Source organism: Bacillus sp. FSL K6-3176 (assembly GCF_038003325.1).
Lineage (GTDB): Bacteria > Bacillota > Bacilli > Bacillales > Bacillaceae > Bacillus > Bacillus altitudinis.
This window is the reverse complement of the sequence record NZ_JBBOOX010000001.1, coordinates 1,792,455-1,806,435: the sequence shown is the minus strand read 5'-3', so window position 1 is coordinate 1,806,435 and position 13,981 is coordinate 1,792,455. Positions and strand designations below refer to the sequence as shown.

17 protein-coding genes are annotated in these 13,981 nt (G+C 39.6%); 4 read left to right on the top strand and 13 right to left on the bottom strand.

Annotation, left to right across the window (positions count from 1 at the left end; translation table 11 throughout):
• The first annotated feature begins 28 nt into the window (after positions 1 to 28).
• Entirely contained in the window at positions 29 to 457 is a 429-nt protein-coding gene (locus MHB38_RS09290; RefSeq protein ID WP_007499335.1) for a DUF2621 domain-containing protein, read from the top strand.
• Positions 458 to 478: 21 nt separating this feature from the next.
• On the opposite strand, the gene MHB38_RS09285 is transcribed toward MHB38_RS09290, so the two are convergent.
• Both MHB38_RS09285 and MHB38_RS09280 read right to left on the bottom strand, forming a co-directional pair.
• Positions 479 to 961, bottom strand: coding sequence for a CcdC family protein (locus MHB38_RS09285; protein WP_007499337.1), 483 nt, complete (start codon positions 959 to 961; stop codon positions 479 to 481).
• A gap of 94 nt (positions 962 to 1,055) precedes the next feature.
• Positions 1,056 to 1,763 carry a cytochrome c biogenesis CcdA family protein gene (locus MHB38_RS09280; protein WP_008343813.1) on the bottom strand — a complete coding sequence of 236 codons (708 nt, stop codon included), beginning with the start codon at positions 1,761 to 1,763 and terminating at the stop codon, positions 1,056 to 1,058.
• Between the two features lie 208 nt (positions 1,764 to 1,971).
• Between MHB38_RS09280 and MHB38_RS09275 the strand changes: the two genes are divergently transcribed.
• Positions 1,972 to 2,145, top strand: coding sequence for an aspartyl-phosphate phosphatase Spo0E family protein (locus tag MHB38_RS09275; protein ID WP_369810454.1), 174 nt, complete (start codon positions 1,972 to 1,974; stop codon positions 2,143 to 2,145).
• Between the two features lie 268 nt (positions 2,146 to 2,413).
• On the opposite strand, the gene MHB38_RS09270 is transcribed toward MHB38_RS09275, so the two are convergent.
• From MHB38_RS09270 to yneA, 6 genes are all read right to left on the bottom strand, one after another.
• Entirely contained in the window at positions 2,414 to 2,632 is a 219-nt protein-coding gene (locus tag MHB38_RS09270) for a YneF family protein (RefSeq protein ID WP_003212379.1), read from the bottom strand.
• Between the two features lie 84 nt (positions 2,633 to 2,716).
• Positions 2,717 to 3,163 carry a sporulation inhibitor of replication protein SirA gene (gene sirA, locus MHB38_RS09265; protein WP_007499339.1) on the bottom strand — a complete coding sequence of 149 codons (447 nt, stop codon included), beginning with the start codon at positions 3,161 to 3,163 and terminating at the stop codon, positions 2,717 to 2,719.
• 198 nt (positions 3,164 to 3,361) lie between these two features.
• Entirely contained in the window at positions 3,362 to 5,365 is a 2,004-nt protein-coding gene (tkt, locus tag MHB38_RS09260) for a transketolase (protein WP_135227047.1), read from the bottom strand.
• A 188-nt stretch (positions 5,366 to 5,553) separates the two neighbouring features.
• Positions 5,554 to 5,784 carry a DUF896 domain-containing protein gene (locus tag MHB38_RS09255; protein ID WP_008343816.1) on the bottom strand — a complete coding sequence of 77 codons (231 nt, stop codon included), beginning with the start codon at positions 5,782 to 5,784 and terminating at the stop codon, positions 5,554 to 5,556.
• A gap of 69 nt (positions 5,785 to 5,853) precedes the next feature.
• Positions 5,854 to 6,501: a YneB family resolvase-like protein gene (locus MHB38_RS09250; RefSeq protein WP_144740949.1), complete on the bottom strand. Its 648-nt coding sequence runs from the start codon at positions 6,499 to 6,501 to the stop codon at positions 5,854 to 5,856.
• 17 nt (positions 6,502 to 6,518) lie between these two features.
• Positions 6,519 to 6,830: a cell division suppressor protein YneA gene (yneA, locus tag MHB38_RS09245; RefSeq protein WP_007499348.1), complete on the bottom strand. Its 312-nt coding sequence runs from the start codon at positions 6,828 to 6,830 to the stop codon at positions 6,519 to 6,521.
• Between the two features lie 159 nt (positions 6,831 to 6,989).
• Between yneA and lexA the strand changes: the two genes are divergently transcribed.
• A complete protein-coding gene (gene lexA / locus MHB38_RS09240) occupies positions 6,990 to 7,610 on the top strand; it encodes a transcriptional repressor LexA (RefSeq protein WP_007499350.1) in 621 nt (206 codons plus the stop codon).
• A gap of 47 nt (positions 7,611 to 7,657) precedes the next feature.
• On the opposite strand, the gene MHB38_RS09235 is transcribed toward lexA, so the two are convergent.
• On the bottom strand, positions 7,658 to 8,101 hold the full coding sequence (locus tag MHB38_RS09235; protein ID WP_008343821.1) for a hypothetical protein: 444 nt from the start codon (positions 8,099 to 8,101) through the stop codon (positions 7,658 to 7,660).
• A 296-nt stretch (positions 8,102 to 8,397) separates the two neighbouring features.
• On the opposite strand from MHB38_RS09235, the gene MHB38_RS09230 reads away from it, so the two are divergent.
• Positions 8,398 to 8,940: an IseA DL-endopeptidase inhibitor family protein gene (locus MHB38_RS09230; protein WP_017359584.1), complete on the top strand. Its 543-nt coding sequence runs from the start codon at positions 8,398 to 8,400 to the stop codon at positions 8,938 to 8,940.
• Positions 8,941 to 8,972: 32 nt separating this feature from the next.
• On the opposite strand, the gene MHB38_RS09225 is transcribed toward MHB38_RS09230, so the two are convergent.
• From MHB38_RS09225 to MHB38_RS09210, 4 genes are all read right to left on the bottom strand, one after another.
• Positions 8,973 to 9,821, bottom strand: a complete 849-nt coding sequence (locus MHB38_RS09225) for an STAS domain-containing protein (protein WP_017359585.1) — start codon at positions 9,819 to 9,821, stop codon at positions 8,973 to 8,975.
• 143 nt (positions 9,822 to 9,964) lie between these two features.
• A complete protein-coding gene (locus MHB38_RS09220; RefSeq protein ID WP_224559893.1) occupies positions 9,965 to 10,345 on the bottom strand; it encodes a NucA/NucB deoxyribonuclease domain-containing protein in 381 nt (126 codons plus the stop codon).
• A gap of 227 nt (positions 10,346 to 10,572) precedes the next feature.
• Entirely contained in the window at positions 10,573 to 12,567 is a 1,995-nt protein-coding gene (locus tag MHB38_RS09215) for a glycosyltransferase family 39 protein (RefSeq protein WP_202734426.1), read from the bottom strand.
• A 146-nt stretch (positions 12,568 to 12,713) separates the two neighbouring features.
• Complete coding sequence (locus MHB38_RS09210) at positions 12,714 to 13,622, bottom strand: trypsin-like serine peptidase (protein ID WP_008343827.1); 909 nt, start codon at positions 13,620 to 13,622, stop codon at positions 12,714 to 12,716.
• Between the last annotated feature and the right edge of the window lie 359 nt (positions 13,623 to 13,981).

Below are 13,981 nucleotides of genomic sequence, written 5' to 3'. Positions count from 1 at the left end.
AGAGAGAAGGGATATAGGGAGTGAGAACATGTTAAGCGGCTGGTTTTTGTGGTTCATTTTATTTTGGGGTACAGTGATGATTGGATTACTAGCGATCGGTGGCTTTTTTATGTTTCGCAAGTTTTTAAAACGATTGCCGAAAGAAGACGGGAAATCAGAGCTTGATTGGCAGGATGAATATATTCAAAAGAGCCTGCACCTATGGCGTGATGAAGACAAACAGCTATTAAATGAGCTAGTTTTACCGGTTCCAGAACTGTTTAGAGATGTCGCCAAAGAAAAAATCGCCGGTAAAATTGGCGAGCTGGCACTAAAAGAACAAGCGGCCAGCATTAATTTAGACTTAATCATTCGCGGCTATATTATCGCTACACCGAAGCGGGATCATAAATTTCTACTAAAGCGCCTTCAAGAAAAAAAGATCGACCATTCACCATATGAATCTTTATTAAAATAACCTCCTTTTTAAAAAGGAGGTTTAATTTATTTGGGCCTGCTGCAGATCTAATTGTTTAGACATCTTTCTAAACGACAAATACATCGCAACCCGCCATGGGACAATCATGCCAAAGGCTAGAATCCAAAACATCCCGCTGAGCGCACCATAATCAATGGAAGAGCTTAAAATCGTCTTCATTCCGATACGAAGGACAAGAAGGCCAATTAGAATAAACACAAATGCTTTTGAACGTTTCAAATAGATTTCATTGCCTCTAATTTCAAATTTCGATGTTTTAATTAAAAAGATAGAGAAAAACATCCCTACAGTAATCGCCTCTAAAAATTCAGCTCCAGTTACTTGAAACATTGGCACAAAAAACATCAGTGCACCAGTGCTCATAAAGATAGGAGGTAATATAATTTTTTTCGCGGTTGCAGGTTTTGCAGATGATTTAATGCGAATAAACATGACGGCTACCGCCATACATACCGCCACTATAGAAGAAATTATGATCATCATATCAAATCATTCCTTTATTCTTTAAGGTCAGTCTATGTATAATATACTCCAATTGACGAAAAAAAACCATTCGCCGCGACTGTAGAAAACGATTTCAAAAACCCGTAAATCCTCCAAATAATGATGAGAACATAATAATGATCCATGTCAGAAGATCAAAGAACAGCAAGATCCCTACTACGATCATAATAATCCCGCCAGTTTTCATGATGAGCTGCTGACGCTTTCTGATCCAAGCCATTTTTGTGATGAAAAAGGAAAGAACAAAAAATGGGATAGCAAAACCTAATACATACGCAATCATATAGGTCACAGCGGACTCTGGCTTGTTGCTGGCAAGTGTGATGACAGCTGATAAAATCGGGCCGGTACATGGTGTCCAACCAGCAGCAAAACCCATTCCGATGAGAATCGATCCAAAAAAACCGGCTGGACGATTTTTAAACTGCAACCTCTTTTCTCCCATTAAAAAAGAAGGCTGAAATACACCAAGAATCATAAAGCCAAAGAAAATAATGAGAATGGCACCAATTTGACGAATCGCATCTTGATATTCAATGAAAAACTTCCCAACAAACGATGTCCCAAATCCAATGGCAATAAAAATGAGAGAGAACCCAATTAAAAAGAATAATGTATGAAGCAGACTTCTTCTTCTCAGCATCACCTTCTCAGATTTCACTTCATCTATACTAACGCCCGTAATATAGGATAAAAAGGCTGGATAAAGTGGCAGACAGCACGGTGAGATAAAAGATAGAAACCCTGCTCCAAACGCTAAAAAGTAATTCAAATCTGACAAAAGAACACCCCCTTCTTACAATATACAATAAGAGATGACAAATTCATTTCATTTTTTTTACATCATCTCAATAAAGATGGTCTAATCTCTTAAAACCTTATATAATTTAATTTGACATCAAGATACCAAACCCTTTAAATTTGAAAATAAACCTTAAAATGGATATAATAGAATCGATTCTTTTTATCAAGATTTGCATGAAAGGAACATGACTTTGGTAAAAACATCATTATTAACTCAAATTGAAGAAAAAAGAGAAGAGCTGATGAAAGTTGTCTTGCATAATGGGATGACATCAACAGTGACCATCGAACATAGCCAGCAGCTAGATCATCTCCTCTTACAATATCAACGACACTTACACTCAAACTCAGCCAACTAATGATATCTCAAGATAGAAACAAATGCCGCACGATTTTAGAAAAGTTGATATGTGTGACAATAAAAGAAACGAAAACCTCTGCTCACAGGGGTTTTTTGTTTTATCTTTAACGGACGGTTCACGGCAAAATAAAAACCACTTTCCCTGCTTTATTCATGCAAGTACAGTGGTTTTATGCGTCTGATGAAGGTGACTTCAATAAAGAAAGGACATCGCTTGTCCAATCTTTAGGGACCATGTTCCATCTATGATCATAATAACGTACGTATTATTTCGCTTGGTTGTTCATGGCTTTCATCATTTGATTGATTTTCTTTTGGGACGGTTTCATGCCCATTTGCATCATCATCATTCGAAGCATTTGTTCATTAATTGGTGGATTCTTTTTCAAGTAGCTCATCATATACTTACGAGCAATAAAGAATCCGAGTGCAACTCCTGCAAGCAGTGCAACAACGCCTACAAGGATGACAACCCATAAATCCATAATTCTTCCTCCTTCATGTTGTCTCGTATAAAGTGTACTAAACAAAAGGCTATTATACAACATTTCACGTTCAATTTTATTTTTTTAAACAAAATTCCTCACTTTTACCGGATTGAGCCACCCGTGCTTCTTTGATCCAAAGTCCATAGCCAGGAAACAAGGACTAATTTTTCTGAGTACTTCAAAAAACACAGCTTCTGCCTCATAACTGCCTGTGGCAGACATTTGAATGTAACGGTCTTTTATAATGAATGCGGCTGTGCCTTTTCCATCTGGCAGCGATGCACTGTATATTGAGCCTATTTGTGTATAGTGAATGTTGGTTAAATTGTTCATTAAACGCTGGTGCATATGAAAAGCAGGGATTCGTTTCGTTACATAATCCACTTGCTTAACAAGCATGACTAATTCGTCATCACTGCGGTTCGTCCAGTGTAACGATTCAAACAAATGAAACAAAATAGATTCTCTACCAAAATAATGATGAGCAAACTCATCCTCAATCCAATAAATATAATAATGGCGTTCCATGTCTATCCCTTCCTTTCACATTTCGTCAATCTCGCTTATTGCTTGTATTATACAAAAATGTGAAAGAAAGAATTGTCTATATATGAAGCAAGAAGAAACTAGTTTTGTCAAAAAAACAAGAAAAAAGAAAAAAGTTTGCAGAGCATAGTGAAAAGCTCTGCAAACCGACTGCAAAAAAGCATGATGCTTGGAGACTGATTATTTATTCAGCTTTGCTTTTACGCGGCTCACCACGTTGCTGACAGTGAAACCGTATTTTTCAATAATGGTTTCGCCCGGTGCAGAAGCGCCAAATTTATCAATCGCAATCACATCGCCATCAAGGCCAGTGTAACGTTCCCAGCCAAGTGAAGCACCCATTTCGATTGCAACACGTGCTCTCACTGCTTTAGGAAGAACGGACTCTTTGTATTCGTCTGACTGCTCATCAAAGCGATCCCATGCAGGTAAGCTCACGACAGAAACGCGAATGCCTTCTTTTTCAAGTGCCTTTTGCGCTTCAATGGCTAAACCTACTTCAGATCCTGAGGCAAGTAGAAGAGCTTCTGGCTGTGCATCAGCTGCTTCAACGACGACATATCCACCTTTTTCTACGCCTTCATACGCCTTCTCTGGTGCTTGATCAATCGTTGGAAGGTTTTGACGAGTAAGAACAAGCGCTGTCGGTTTATTCGTTGAAGATACAGCAATTTTCCATGCTGCAGCTGTTTCGTTTCCATCAGCTGGACGAATAACAGAAAGATTAGGCATCGCACGTAATGAAGCGAGCTGTTCAACTGGCTCATGCGTTGGTCCATCTTCCCCAACCGCAATGCTGTCATGCGTAAATACATAAGTGACAGGAAGTCCCATCAATGCAGCAAGACGAATGGCAGGTCTTAAGTAGTCTGAGAAAACAAAGAATGTTCCGCCGAATACACGAAGTCCGCCGTGAAGTGCCATACCGTTTAATGCTGCACCCATTGCGAATTCTCTCACACCAAACCAAATGTTTCTGCCAGCATAATTCTCTCTGCCAAAGTCAGTTGTATCTTTAATGGTTGTTTTATTTGATCCAGCAAGGTCAGCAGACCCGCCAATAAAGAATGGTACTTGCTTTGCAATGCCATTTAATACTTCTCCAGAAGAGGCACGAGAGGCAAGGCTTGAACCTGCTTCATAAACAGGAACCTCTTGATCCCAATTCTCAGGAAGTTTCCCTTCAATCGCGAGCTTCAGCTGAGCTGCCAGTTCTGGATATTCTTTTTCATATTGCTCAAACAGTTCATTCCACGCTGATTCTTTTTTCTGTCCAGCGTCTTTAACAGCTGTTTTGAAATGATCGTACACTTCAGAAGGTACATGGAAATCTTCTTCAAACGTCCAAGAATAAGCTTCCTTCGTTAGCTTCGCTTCCTCACTTCCAAGCGGTGCACCGTGCACCCCAGACGTTCCCGCACGGTTTGGAGATCCGAAACCGATTGTCGTTTTCACTTCAATAAGTGTAGGTTTGTCTGTACTTTGTTTGGCTTTTTCAATGGCAGCCGTCACTTCGTCAATGTTATTGCCGTCTTTTACATAAAGAACTTCCCAATTCATCGCTTCAAAACGATTCTTCACATTTTCAGAGAAAGAACGATCGAGGTCGCCATCTAAAGAAATGTCGTTTGAATCATAAAGAACAATTAAACGGCCTAAGCCTAAATGACCAGCAAGTGAAGCAGCTTCAGAGGAAATGCCCTCCATTAAGTCTCCATCTCCGCAAATGCTGTATGTATAGTGATCCACAACATTAAAGTTATCTTTGTTATACGTTTCTGCAAGATGTCTTTCTGCAAGTGCCATTCCTACAGCCATCGCAATCCCTTGTCCTAAAGGACCTGTTGTCGCATCTACGCCCTCTGTATGTCCAAACTCAGGATGTCCAGGTGTTTTGCTTCCCCATTGGCGGAATTGTTTTAAATCTTCGATGCTCAGATTGTATCCGCTTAAATGAAGCATGCTATATAAAAGCATAGAGCCATGTCCCGCAGATAACACAAAACGGTCTCTGTTAAACCAATTTGGATTTTGCGGACTTACGTTTAAGTGATTCGTCCATAAAGCGTACGCCATTGGTGCAGCGCCCATCGGCATTCCAGGGTGACCGGAATTCGCTTTTTCAATTGCGTCTATGGAGAGAGTACGTATTGTTGCAATAGATTTCAATTCAATCGTTTCCATATAAATCCCCTTCCGTATCTTGTGTACACCATTATCATAAATCTACTGTCCTTTTTTCACAACTATTTCACGCCGAAAAAGAAGGATTTTGTCACATTTAGTTTATCGATCACCTAAAAACTTATACAAATATGAAAAAAGATGAGAATATTCCTCCCATCTTTTCAAAAATCAAGAAATGATGACCTTTAATGAAGATTCTGGTCTCTTTCTCTTTTTAATTTTTCTGGTGTGACATCGTTTCCTTCTGGATCGACGATTTTCACGGTTTTGAGTGTATTTTTCATAGAAGAACGAAAAGCCTTTAAATATTCCTCTCTTAATTGCTTCTGTTCTGTTTTCTCAGCGTCCGACAAACCGGCCTCTTTCGACTTTTTTGAAAGCTCATTGATTCTTGCAAGCTGTTCTTTAGAAATCATGACAAACTCCTTTAAAACATTTTCTCTACATACTACTAAATATCAGTCATTTTTACAACAAATCACGCTTTAAGTCGCAAGCCCTTTTTCATATTCTTGGTACCTTCTATGGACGGTTGCTTTTGAAATGTCAAAACCAAGTGCCTGCAATGTCACTGCAATTTCAGCGAATGTCATGTTGTTTTTTCTTAATCGAACAATTTCAGAAATCGGTACTTCAATACGTTCGCGGCCAGGCGCCTGCTCTTGGTGTTTTAAATTTAGTTCGGGTTGATACCCCCGCTCAACAGCTTTTTTCATCCCACGCTTAATTTTCAAATTATGAATTTTCCGCTGATACTCTTCTACAACGCCTACAATTTCAATGACCATTTCGTCTGCTTCTGAAAGCTCAAGCTCTCCTCTATGAAATACGCTGTACACCTTGACTTTCTCTTTAAACAGACAGTGAAGAAGAGCGATTTTCGCCTGCCCTCTTCCAAGGCGTGTCTCATCTTGAATGAGAACAGCATCGATTTCTTCCTCTTTCAGCGTAGCCAGCATGTCAAAAACACCGTCACGATCAAGATCGTATCCACTCGCTTTTTCTTTAATCACTTTGACTACATTCATCTTGTGCGCTGCAGCTAAAGCAAGCAGTTCTTCTTCTTGTCTTGTAAGCGAGGTTTCTTGCTCTTCTTTGGCAGTACTTACTCTCGCATAAATGATTGCATTCATGTCTTCAATCGACCTTTCTACTGTACTGTTGCAAGTTGATATACGACTGGATGCTCTTTTTTAACTGGAATGACAAGGATATCTCCAGGCTGGATGTCAGTTGAAGCGAGATCATTGTGTTCAGTTACCCAGTCAATAAAAGCATTTTTATCGATTGATTTACTGTCGTTTACTTGATCAGCTAATCCCCAAAGAGTATCACCTGATTGAACCTCTATTTTAACATATTGATTTGGATCATTATGGCTAGTGACTGCAATAAGTGAGAGAAATATGCCTACGATGAATGAGAATAGCCCAATAAAAATAATAGATTCCTTTAACCTCATAATGTCATCTCTCCTAATAGAATGTGTGTTCGTTGTTTCTGACACTCATTATAAATACGAACAAACGTTTCTGTCAAACGTTTTTTTCGAACCTATGTTTGTACTGTTAGGAAAAACATGCTATAATTTCTTTAAAATTGACGTTTTGAGGTGCAAAAGATGACGAAGCTATCAAAAAGACAACTCGATATCCTGAAATTCATAAAAGAAGAAGTAAAAAGCAAGGGTTATCCCCCATCCGTTCGTGAAATTGGCGAAGCTGTCGGTCTAGCATCAAGTTCAACTGTCCATGGACATTTAGCTAGACTAGAAACGAAAGGTTTAATTAGAAGAGACCCAACGAAACCTAGAGCGATCGAAGTACTAGATGAAGAGGAAATGAATATTCCAAAGAGCGCTGTAATGAATGTTCCAGTCATCGGAAAAGTCACAGCAGGCTTGCCTATCACGGCTGTTGAGAATGTAGAAGAATATTTCCCACTTCCAGAAACTTTTGCAGCGCCAGATGAACAAGTATTTATGCTTGAAATTATGGGAGAAAGTATGATCGATGCAGGTATTTTGGACAAAGACTACGTCATTGTGCGTCAGCAAAGCACTGCCAACAATGGAGATATTGTGGTGGCTATGACAGAAGAAGATGAAGCAACAGTGAAACGTTTTTATAAGGAAGATACACACTTTAGATTACAGCCCGAGAATCCATCAATGGAACCGATTATTTTACAGAATGTGAGTATACTAGGTAAAGTGATTGGCGTATTTAGAAATATTCATTAAAAAAAGCCGGTATTTCATCAACTGCTGATGAGAGCCGGCTTTTTCTTTTATGAACAAGAATATGCAAGAATACTAGAGCTTGGGAACGAGCCAAATGTAAAGTTCGGCCATATGAAACCCGTTGTACGGCCAAAAGGCTGCGAGGAAAGAACATACATGAGAAATACTTGACCGTTTCTAAGGAACACAATGGTCCACCTTCTATTACATCCAGCTGCAAATTGAACCGTTTGCTGGCTTCCGCCTACACTCTGCCCTGCAATGAGCGGCTGCATACTTTGAGGCTGAGAAACTGCTTGTTGATATTGCGAGATGATATGCTGCGGCGGGGCTGGCGGGACCGACTGTCCTCCTGCACCTTGCCCTTGCCCAGTCCCTCCGAATGGCAAGCCGGGAAATCCTCCAACTTGAGAAATAGGAAACGCTGGCATGCTTTGTACCTGCCGATCGTACAAGTATCCATTCCACGTACCTTCATATGGATTATACATACTAAACACCACTTTCTTAGACATTCATCACGACAGTATATGTCATACATAAAAAAAGAGTGTTGAGGAGACAAATAGAAATCTTTCCAAAAGACGTTTTATTCTCCTTTAGAACGGTTAAATACTAATGAGGAAGAAAAAAATAAAAAAATGAAAACTTTTTGTCTCCCTCAAACGTTATATAGATAGAAAGAAAAGAAATAAAAAACATTTAGATTTAATACTTGTAATATCTCTGTAACTATTGTAACATTTGTAACATAAGAAGTTTTCATTGAGAAAAGGAGGCAATCGCCTTGAAAAAATTATTTGTTTTATTAACCGCTATTATGCTTATGATCTCATTACAAACAACAACACTGGCCGCTTCCAAAAAATCAGCCGCTTTGACAAATAAAGAAGCGTTACATATTGCCCTTGATGCAAGAGAACACTTTTGGAGTGCGATGTCAGGCTACAACATTAAAGAGCATTCAGATTACAAATTAAAATCATTTACTTATAAAGATATGACTTACAACTACCTGTCTAAAACATTTGACACAAAGAAAAAACTAAACAGCTATCTATCTCAAGTTTTCACAAAAGATGCCATTACTCACGGTTTAAAAGACTATCAGTTCATCGTTCATAAAGGAAAAATGGCTGTGCCAGTTGGTGACGGAGACAATATGCTTAATTGGGATAAGGCAACACCTAAACTCGTCTCTAAGAAAAGTACAATCCGCACATACGAATTCACAGTTCCAACACTTGATGGACGCAAAGTAAAACGTACTGTCACTTTCGAGAAAGTACAAAACGAGTGGAAAGTAACAAAAATTGACGCTGTGATCTAAATAAAAACCAGGCCGTTCACTAGGCCTGGTTTTTATATGGATGAAAATTCAGTCATACGATCTAAAGCGTGAGCAAGTGATGAAGCCGTTTGAAATTCATTAAAAGGAAGTCCAAGCTGTACAGCCGTTTGAGCAATTTCTGGTCTAATGCCTGAAATGGTCGTATCAACCCCAATTAATCGAAGTGACGTGACAAGATCAAAGATTTGATGTGCTACCATCGTATCAATGATGACGACACCTGATAAATCAATACATAAATGTTGAACACCTTTTTGCGAACACTGTTTTAATGTATTTTCTAAGATAATCTTTGCTCGCGCAGTGTCAATATCTCCAACTAAAGGCAATAAGGCAACATGACTTTTTAACACAATGACTGGGGAACTCAGCTCATAAATCATGTCTCTTTGTGCAACGAGTTTTTTGGTGGTATTTTTCACATATTGCTGAATAAAGACATGAATTGAAATGTTAAATGCCTCAGATATCAAATCATACCAATAAAATATTCGGTCAATGTCAATATCACCTTGATGCTGTTTTATAAACTCTTTTAAGTAATGAAGAACCACTCTTTGATTGGACATATATTCTCTCACGACGTAATCTAATGGTGTGTTCAAGTGCTTCGGATCACTTGCTAAGTCTTCAGACCATTTTTTAAATTTCGTATGTAAATACGTCTTGTCTTCAATAAGTGCGCGGATAAAATGCTGATAATAATCTTGATTTTGCCGTTTTAGCTCTGCTATGATGCTGGAATCTGTTGAACGATAAATGGATTCTGGATCATCATCCTCAATTGATTCATACCATGTTTCAGTCAGTTTCTCTGCATGTTGCATGAAAAAATCGTATAATGCACGGTTCTTTTCCATAAGCATATGTCCCTTCACATTTTCTACTTGTCAGTCTTTGTACCTGATGGATTGATTGTACCACTGAATCTTTTGTACCTGCTAGCTCGAATACGCTCCTGTTGAACAAAAAGAGCCCCTCTCAAGGAGCCTCTTGTCTATGTTTATTTGACAATAAATAAAATTCGTTTCCCGTCAGGATACCCGCTGATTTGATGCCCGACCCATGAACCAGCGCCTCTATTATCTGATGGACTGACATATTGAACGCTCGCCCCCTTTCCTCCTTCAAGACACACTGCCATCGGCCATTCATCCCGGTCAAAACCAGGTTTTGTGGGAATTCCTTTTAATGATTCTTGCCTGCGGGCATCTGCCCCATTTCGGTCAATGGTACACACATCTGAGTGCCCTTTTCGAATAGCTTCTTGAATATGACTGCCTGTTTCAGGATACCGTTCCTTAGGAAATTGAATCACATGATCATAACGATCTGCCCCTTTTGCGGAACGATCCTCTCCAAAACCACCTAATAACGCACCCATCCAAATGACAAAACAAAGAACGACAGCAGCGATCCAGCCTTTTCTCATCTTCAAAAGCTCGTGACCTCCTCATACTTTTGATGAAATGATGTTGACTTGAAGGAAATGAGTCATTTTTAATGTATGAGTGGCTGCGTGATGACATGTGAAAAACATGAGCTGAATCTGCCTAGCAAAAGATTCATAAGAAAAAGCGAATGATTTCTTCATCATTCGCCTTGTTCTACTTAAGATATTTCATCTACTCTATATAATATTTCATTTTGCGAAGACATCTCGGACGGCATCCCTTCTTCAGCTGATGAGGATTGTTTATATTCTTCTGATGAGATGACTGTACCATGTGATTTAATCCAGCTCACCAATTTGCTGTTAGCTGATGACTGATTGTCTGGTAATAAAAAGTATTTCACCTTTCCTTGTTGAATAAGTGCTTTTAATTTATTGACAGTCAAAATAGGATCTGTCCCATTAAAACCGCCTAAGGCCATGACATTCTCATCTTCATCAATAATATATGGCGCTGCGGTAACAGTCGTAAGCGTTGCAAATAAATACGTTTCTCCTGTTTGATGCGCCTTTAAATAAGTGAGTAAGCCTTGATCGACACTAGATGTAAACATGTTCCCTCCTCGTGAACTAGCCAGCTGTACACCTGCCTCTGGAAGAACAGCATTTCCACCATAGATGATTGGGGTGGCGGACCAAAAACCTGGAATCAGTAACAGCGTTGTCAAAGCGGTGATGAGCAGTCGTTTCATGATCAATTGTTTTTCTCTGTACATCAGCAATAGGATAGCGATAATCATCCCTGCAATCGCAATGGCATACATCCAAATACTACTGATTTGAGTCGTATAGTTACTCAAAATATACCCTTGGAAGATGGCTGTAACAGCGATTGCTGCTGGAAGCAAATACGCAGATACTCCTTTGTTGGCCTTAAATAAATCTCCCATCTTCTTAGCTCCTATGCCGCATAGTGCTGCAATAGGCGGGGCAAGCATAATGAGATAGTAATGGTGAAAGAAACCCGCAATACTAAAGAATCCGGCAGCAGGAATCAGCCATGCTGTCCAAAACATCGTTTGTTTCCATTCATTTAATTGAGCTTTTCTCTCCTTCCACCAGCTGATGATCATCCCTAAAAGTCCAAACAAAGCAAACGGCAGCATCCAGCTGATTTGACCTGACAATGCAGATTGAAATAAACGAAATATACCGGGATTCCCAGTGCCATACATATTCATGCTTTGTTGACCTACAGCACTTCCAGGCGGAGAACCACCACCTGGACCATGTTGAGGTGGCATCATTTGATTTTGGGATGGCGGCGGCTGATTTCTGTTTGACTGATCCTCTGACGAATCGCCTAATCCAGAATTGTCTGGCATCACCATACCTGCTTGCTGGTTCATGTCACCAAAGGATTTCCCTGTCGTCTGACCAAGCAGCCGTTCCGTGCCGTTATACCCAAAGGCAAGTTCTAACACTGAATTTGTTTGACTGCTTCCCACATAAGGGCGCTCACTTTCAGCTGTCATATCTACAGCAACTGCCCATGATAGAGATAAGCAGGCTAATACAACGATCGAGCATAAGAGAGAGAAAATTTTCTTTTTTAACGGTACGCGAGCAGCAATAAAATAGTAGAAAATAAATGCTGGAACGACCATAAACGCTTGCAGCATCTTCATATTAAATCCTACCGCTACCAAAGCGAAGGCCATAAGAAGCCAGCGCATCTTCCCGCTTTTTACAGCACGCATCAAGAAATACGTACCCGCAAGTAATGTGAAGACGAGCATACTGTCTATATTGTTTGTTCTGCTCACAGCTGCGGCAATTGGTGTGAGAGCCATAACGGCCGCTGACACCCTTGCAGCACCTTGACCGAAAGCCGGTTTTATCATGAGATAAAGAAGAAGAACAGATCCCACTCCAGCAAGTGCCTGCGGCAATATCACACTCCATGTATGAAAGCCAAAAATAAGTGCACTGATGGTTTGAATCCAAAAAACGACGGGTGGTTTATCAATTGATACGAATCCAGCTACATCAAATGAGGCATAAAAAAAGTGATGGAAGCTTTTGGACATACTTTTGACTGCAGCTAAATAATATTGATTGGCACTGTCATTCTGCCAAATTTGATAGGTGTAGAGAAAAGCTGCGATCAGTAAAATCAACAACAATATCATATCTATTTTTTTATTTTTCACTCATATCTCTTCTTTCTTTTTCATTTATTTCATTCAGCATAGCTTGTAAATATGAAATAGTGATGAACAAAAAAAGAAACTTTTCTGCATTTGACGATAAAAAAAGCCTGTCCCCTGTAAAGGAAACAAGCTGAATGCCCTATTTTTTATTGCGCCTTCGCATAGTTGATAAATTCAACAAAAGCAGCAGTCGCTTTTGGTCCGCCGTTGATCGTTCCGTTTGAATAACCCGCATTATGGACCCCGACGATTTGTTGGTTCTGATCTAGCATCGCAGAGCCAGAGTTTCCGCTAAATGTATCGATCGTATAGTATGCGAGATTCGTATCTTCTCTCGTGACTGGACCTGACATTTCCCATTGTGACACTTTGCCAGTCGATCTCATTTTATCACCTGGATATCCAGAAATTTTAATCGTTGTACCTGTTAGATTTGTCACTTGACGAATAGAGCGGTAGCCGACCGTATTTCCAATGTTCGTATCTGTTTTAATGACGGCAAAATCATATTGACTCGCCCCCGTGTTGATATATCCGCTTGGTACATAGAATTCGGTCATGTTTGCTGAGCCGTTCACGGCCGTGCTGTCATTCATGCCTGGGTAGACAGACCCTTTTGCACTATAGCTTCTTGTGGCTGTATTGTAGACGCAGTGTCCGTTTGTCAATATTTTGTTTGGAGCAATAAGTGTTCCGGTGCAGCTAGATCCGCCAAATGTAATATAAGCAATAGAATTATAGGGGGCTACTCTTGTATTCGTCACTTTTGTTCTACCATCGTCTCCAATGACTACTTTTGTTTGAAAGTCTTTTAAATATTTTGTGAGTGGTTTTACTTTTTCGCCAATAGTAGAAGAGAGATCATCCACTTTGTCAAAGGATGAGGGGGTTTTCATATCGTTGTGGAAGTCAGCTGAAGAAATCACCTTTCCGTCAGAAGTCACCATGTCATAGTCAGACGTAAGTACTGAATCAGATGCTGCATGGGCAAAACTAGGCACACTTAAAGCACCAAAAACGAGTAGAGAAGGGATTAATTTTTTCACCTTTTTCATCATATTCCTCCTTTATGTCCTATATCAAAAATGATACGATTGTTTCATATTGGAGTAAATGAGAGAATATTCTTATTTTTTACAAAATATTTCATTTGTGAATTGGGTGTTTTGTATCTTCCAAATATTTATTCTAGCGATCTCTCTTTGAAAACAGAAAAAACCGCCAATTTGGCGGTTTCAAGATTGTTGACAAAGGGCTAAAATGTGATTTATTTTAGCCCTTTGTCTTCTTTTCAGTGTGATAGAAAACCTTTGCAGCCCTAGGAAGGACGAGTACTGGAGCGGAGCGAATTTCACATTCGTGAGCACCAGCACGCAGGACTGACAAAGAATGCGAGGGTTTGTCTACATGCTGA

What these genes read in the sequence shown, in the direction of transcription:
- MHB38_RS09255 (WP_008343816.1), bottom strand. Translation starts at nt 5,784, where the DNA reads ATGATTTCTAAAGAACAGCTTGCAAGAATCAATGAGCTTTCAAAAAAG.
- tkt (WP_135227047.1), bottom strand. Translation starts at nt 5,365, where the DNA reads ATGGAAACGATTGAATTGAAATCTATTGCAACAATACGTACTCTCTCC.
- MHB38_RS09235 (WP_008343821.1), bottom strand. Translation starts at nt 8,101, where the DNA reads ATGTATAATCCATATGAAGGTACGTGGAATGGATACTTGTACGATCGG.
- lexA (WP_007499350.1), top strand. Translation starts at nt 6,990, where the DNA reads ATGACGAAGCTATCAAAAAGACAACTCGATATCCTGAAATTCATAAAA.
- MHB38_RS09275 (WP_369810454.1), top strand. Translation starts at nt 1,972, where the DNA reads ATGACTTTGGTAAAAACATCATTATTAACTCAAATTGAAGAAAAAAGA.
- MHB38_RS09290 (WP_007499335.1), top strand. Translation starts at nt 29, where the DNA reads ATGTTAAGCGGCTGGTTTTTGTGGTTCATTTTATTTTGGGGTACAGTG.
- MHB38_RS09285 (WP_007499337.1), bottom strand. Translation starts at nt 961, where the DNA reads ATGATGATCATAATTTCTTCTATAGTGGCGGTATGTATGGCGGTAGCC.
- MHB38_RS09220 (WP_224559893.1), bottom strand. Translation starts at nt 10,345, where the DNA reads ATGGGTGCGTTATTAGGTGGTTTTGGAGAGGATCGTTCCGCAAAAGGG.
- yneA (WP_007499348.1), bottom strand. Translation starts at nt 6,830, where the DNA reads ATGAGGTTAAAGGAATCTATTATTTTTATTGGGCTATTCTCATTCATC.
- MHB38_RS09210 (WP_008343827.1), bottom strand. Translation starts at nt 13,622, where the DNA reads ATGAAAAAGGTGAAAAAATTAATCCCTTCTCTACTCGTTTTTGGTGCT.
- MHB38_RS09225 (WP_017359585.1), bottom strand. Translation starts at nt 9,821, where the DNA reads ATGGAAAAGAACCGTGCATTATACGATTTTTTCATGCAACATGCAGAG.
- sirA (WP_007499339.1), bottom strand. Translation starts at nt 3,163, where the DNA reads ATGGAACGCCATTATTATATTTATTGGATTGAGGATGAGTTTGCTCAT.
- MHB38_RS09270 (WP_003212379.1), bottom strand. Translation starts at nt 2,632, where the DNA reads ATGGATTTATGGGTTGTCATCCTTGTAGGCGTTGTTGCACTGCTTGCA.
- MHB38_RS09250 (WP_144740949.1), bottom strand. Translation starts at nt 6,501, where the DNA reads ATGAATGCAATCATTTATGCGAGAGTAAGTACTGCCAAAGAAGAGCAA.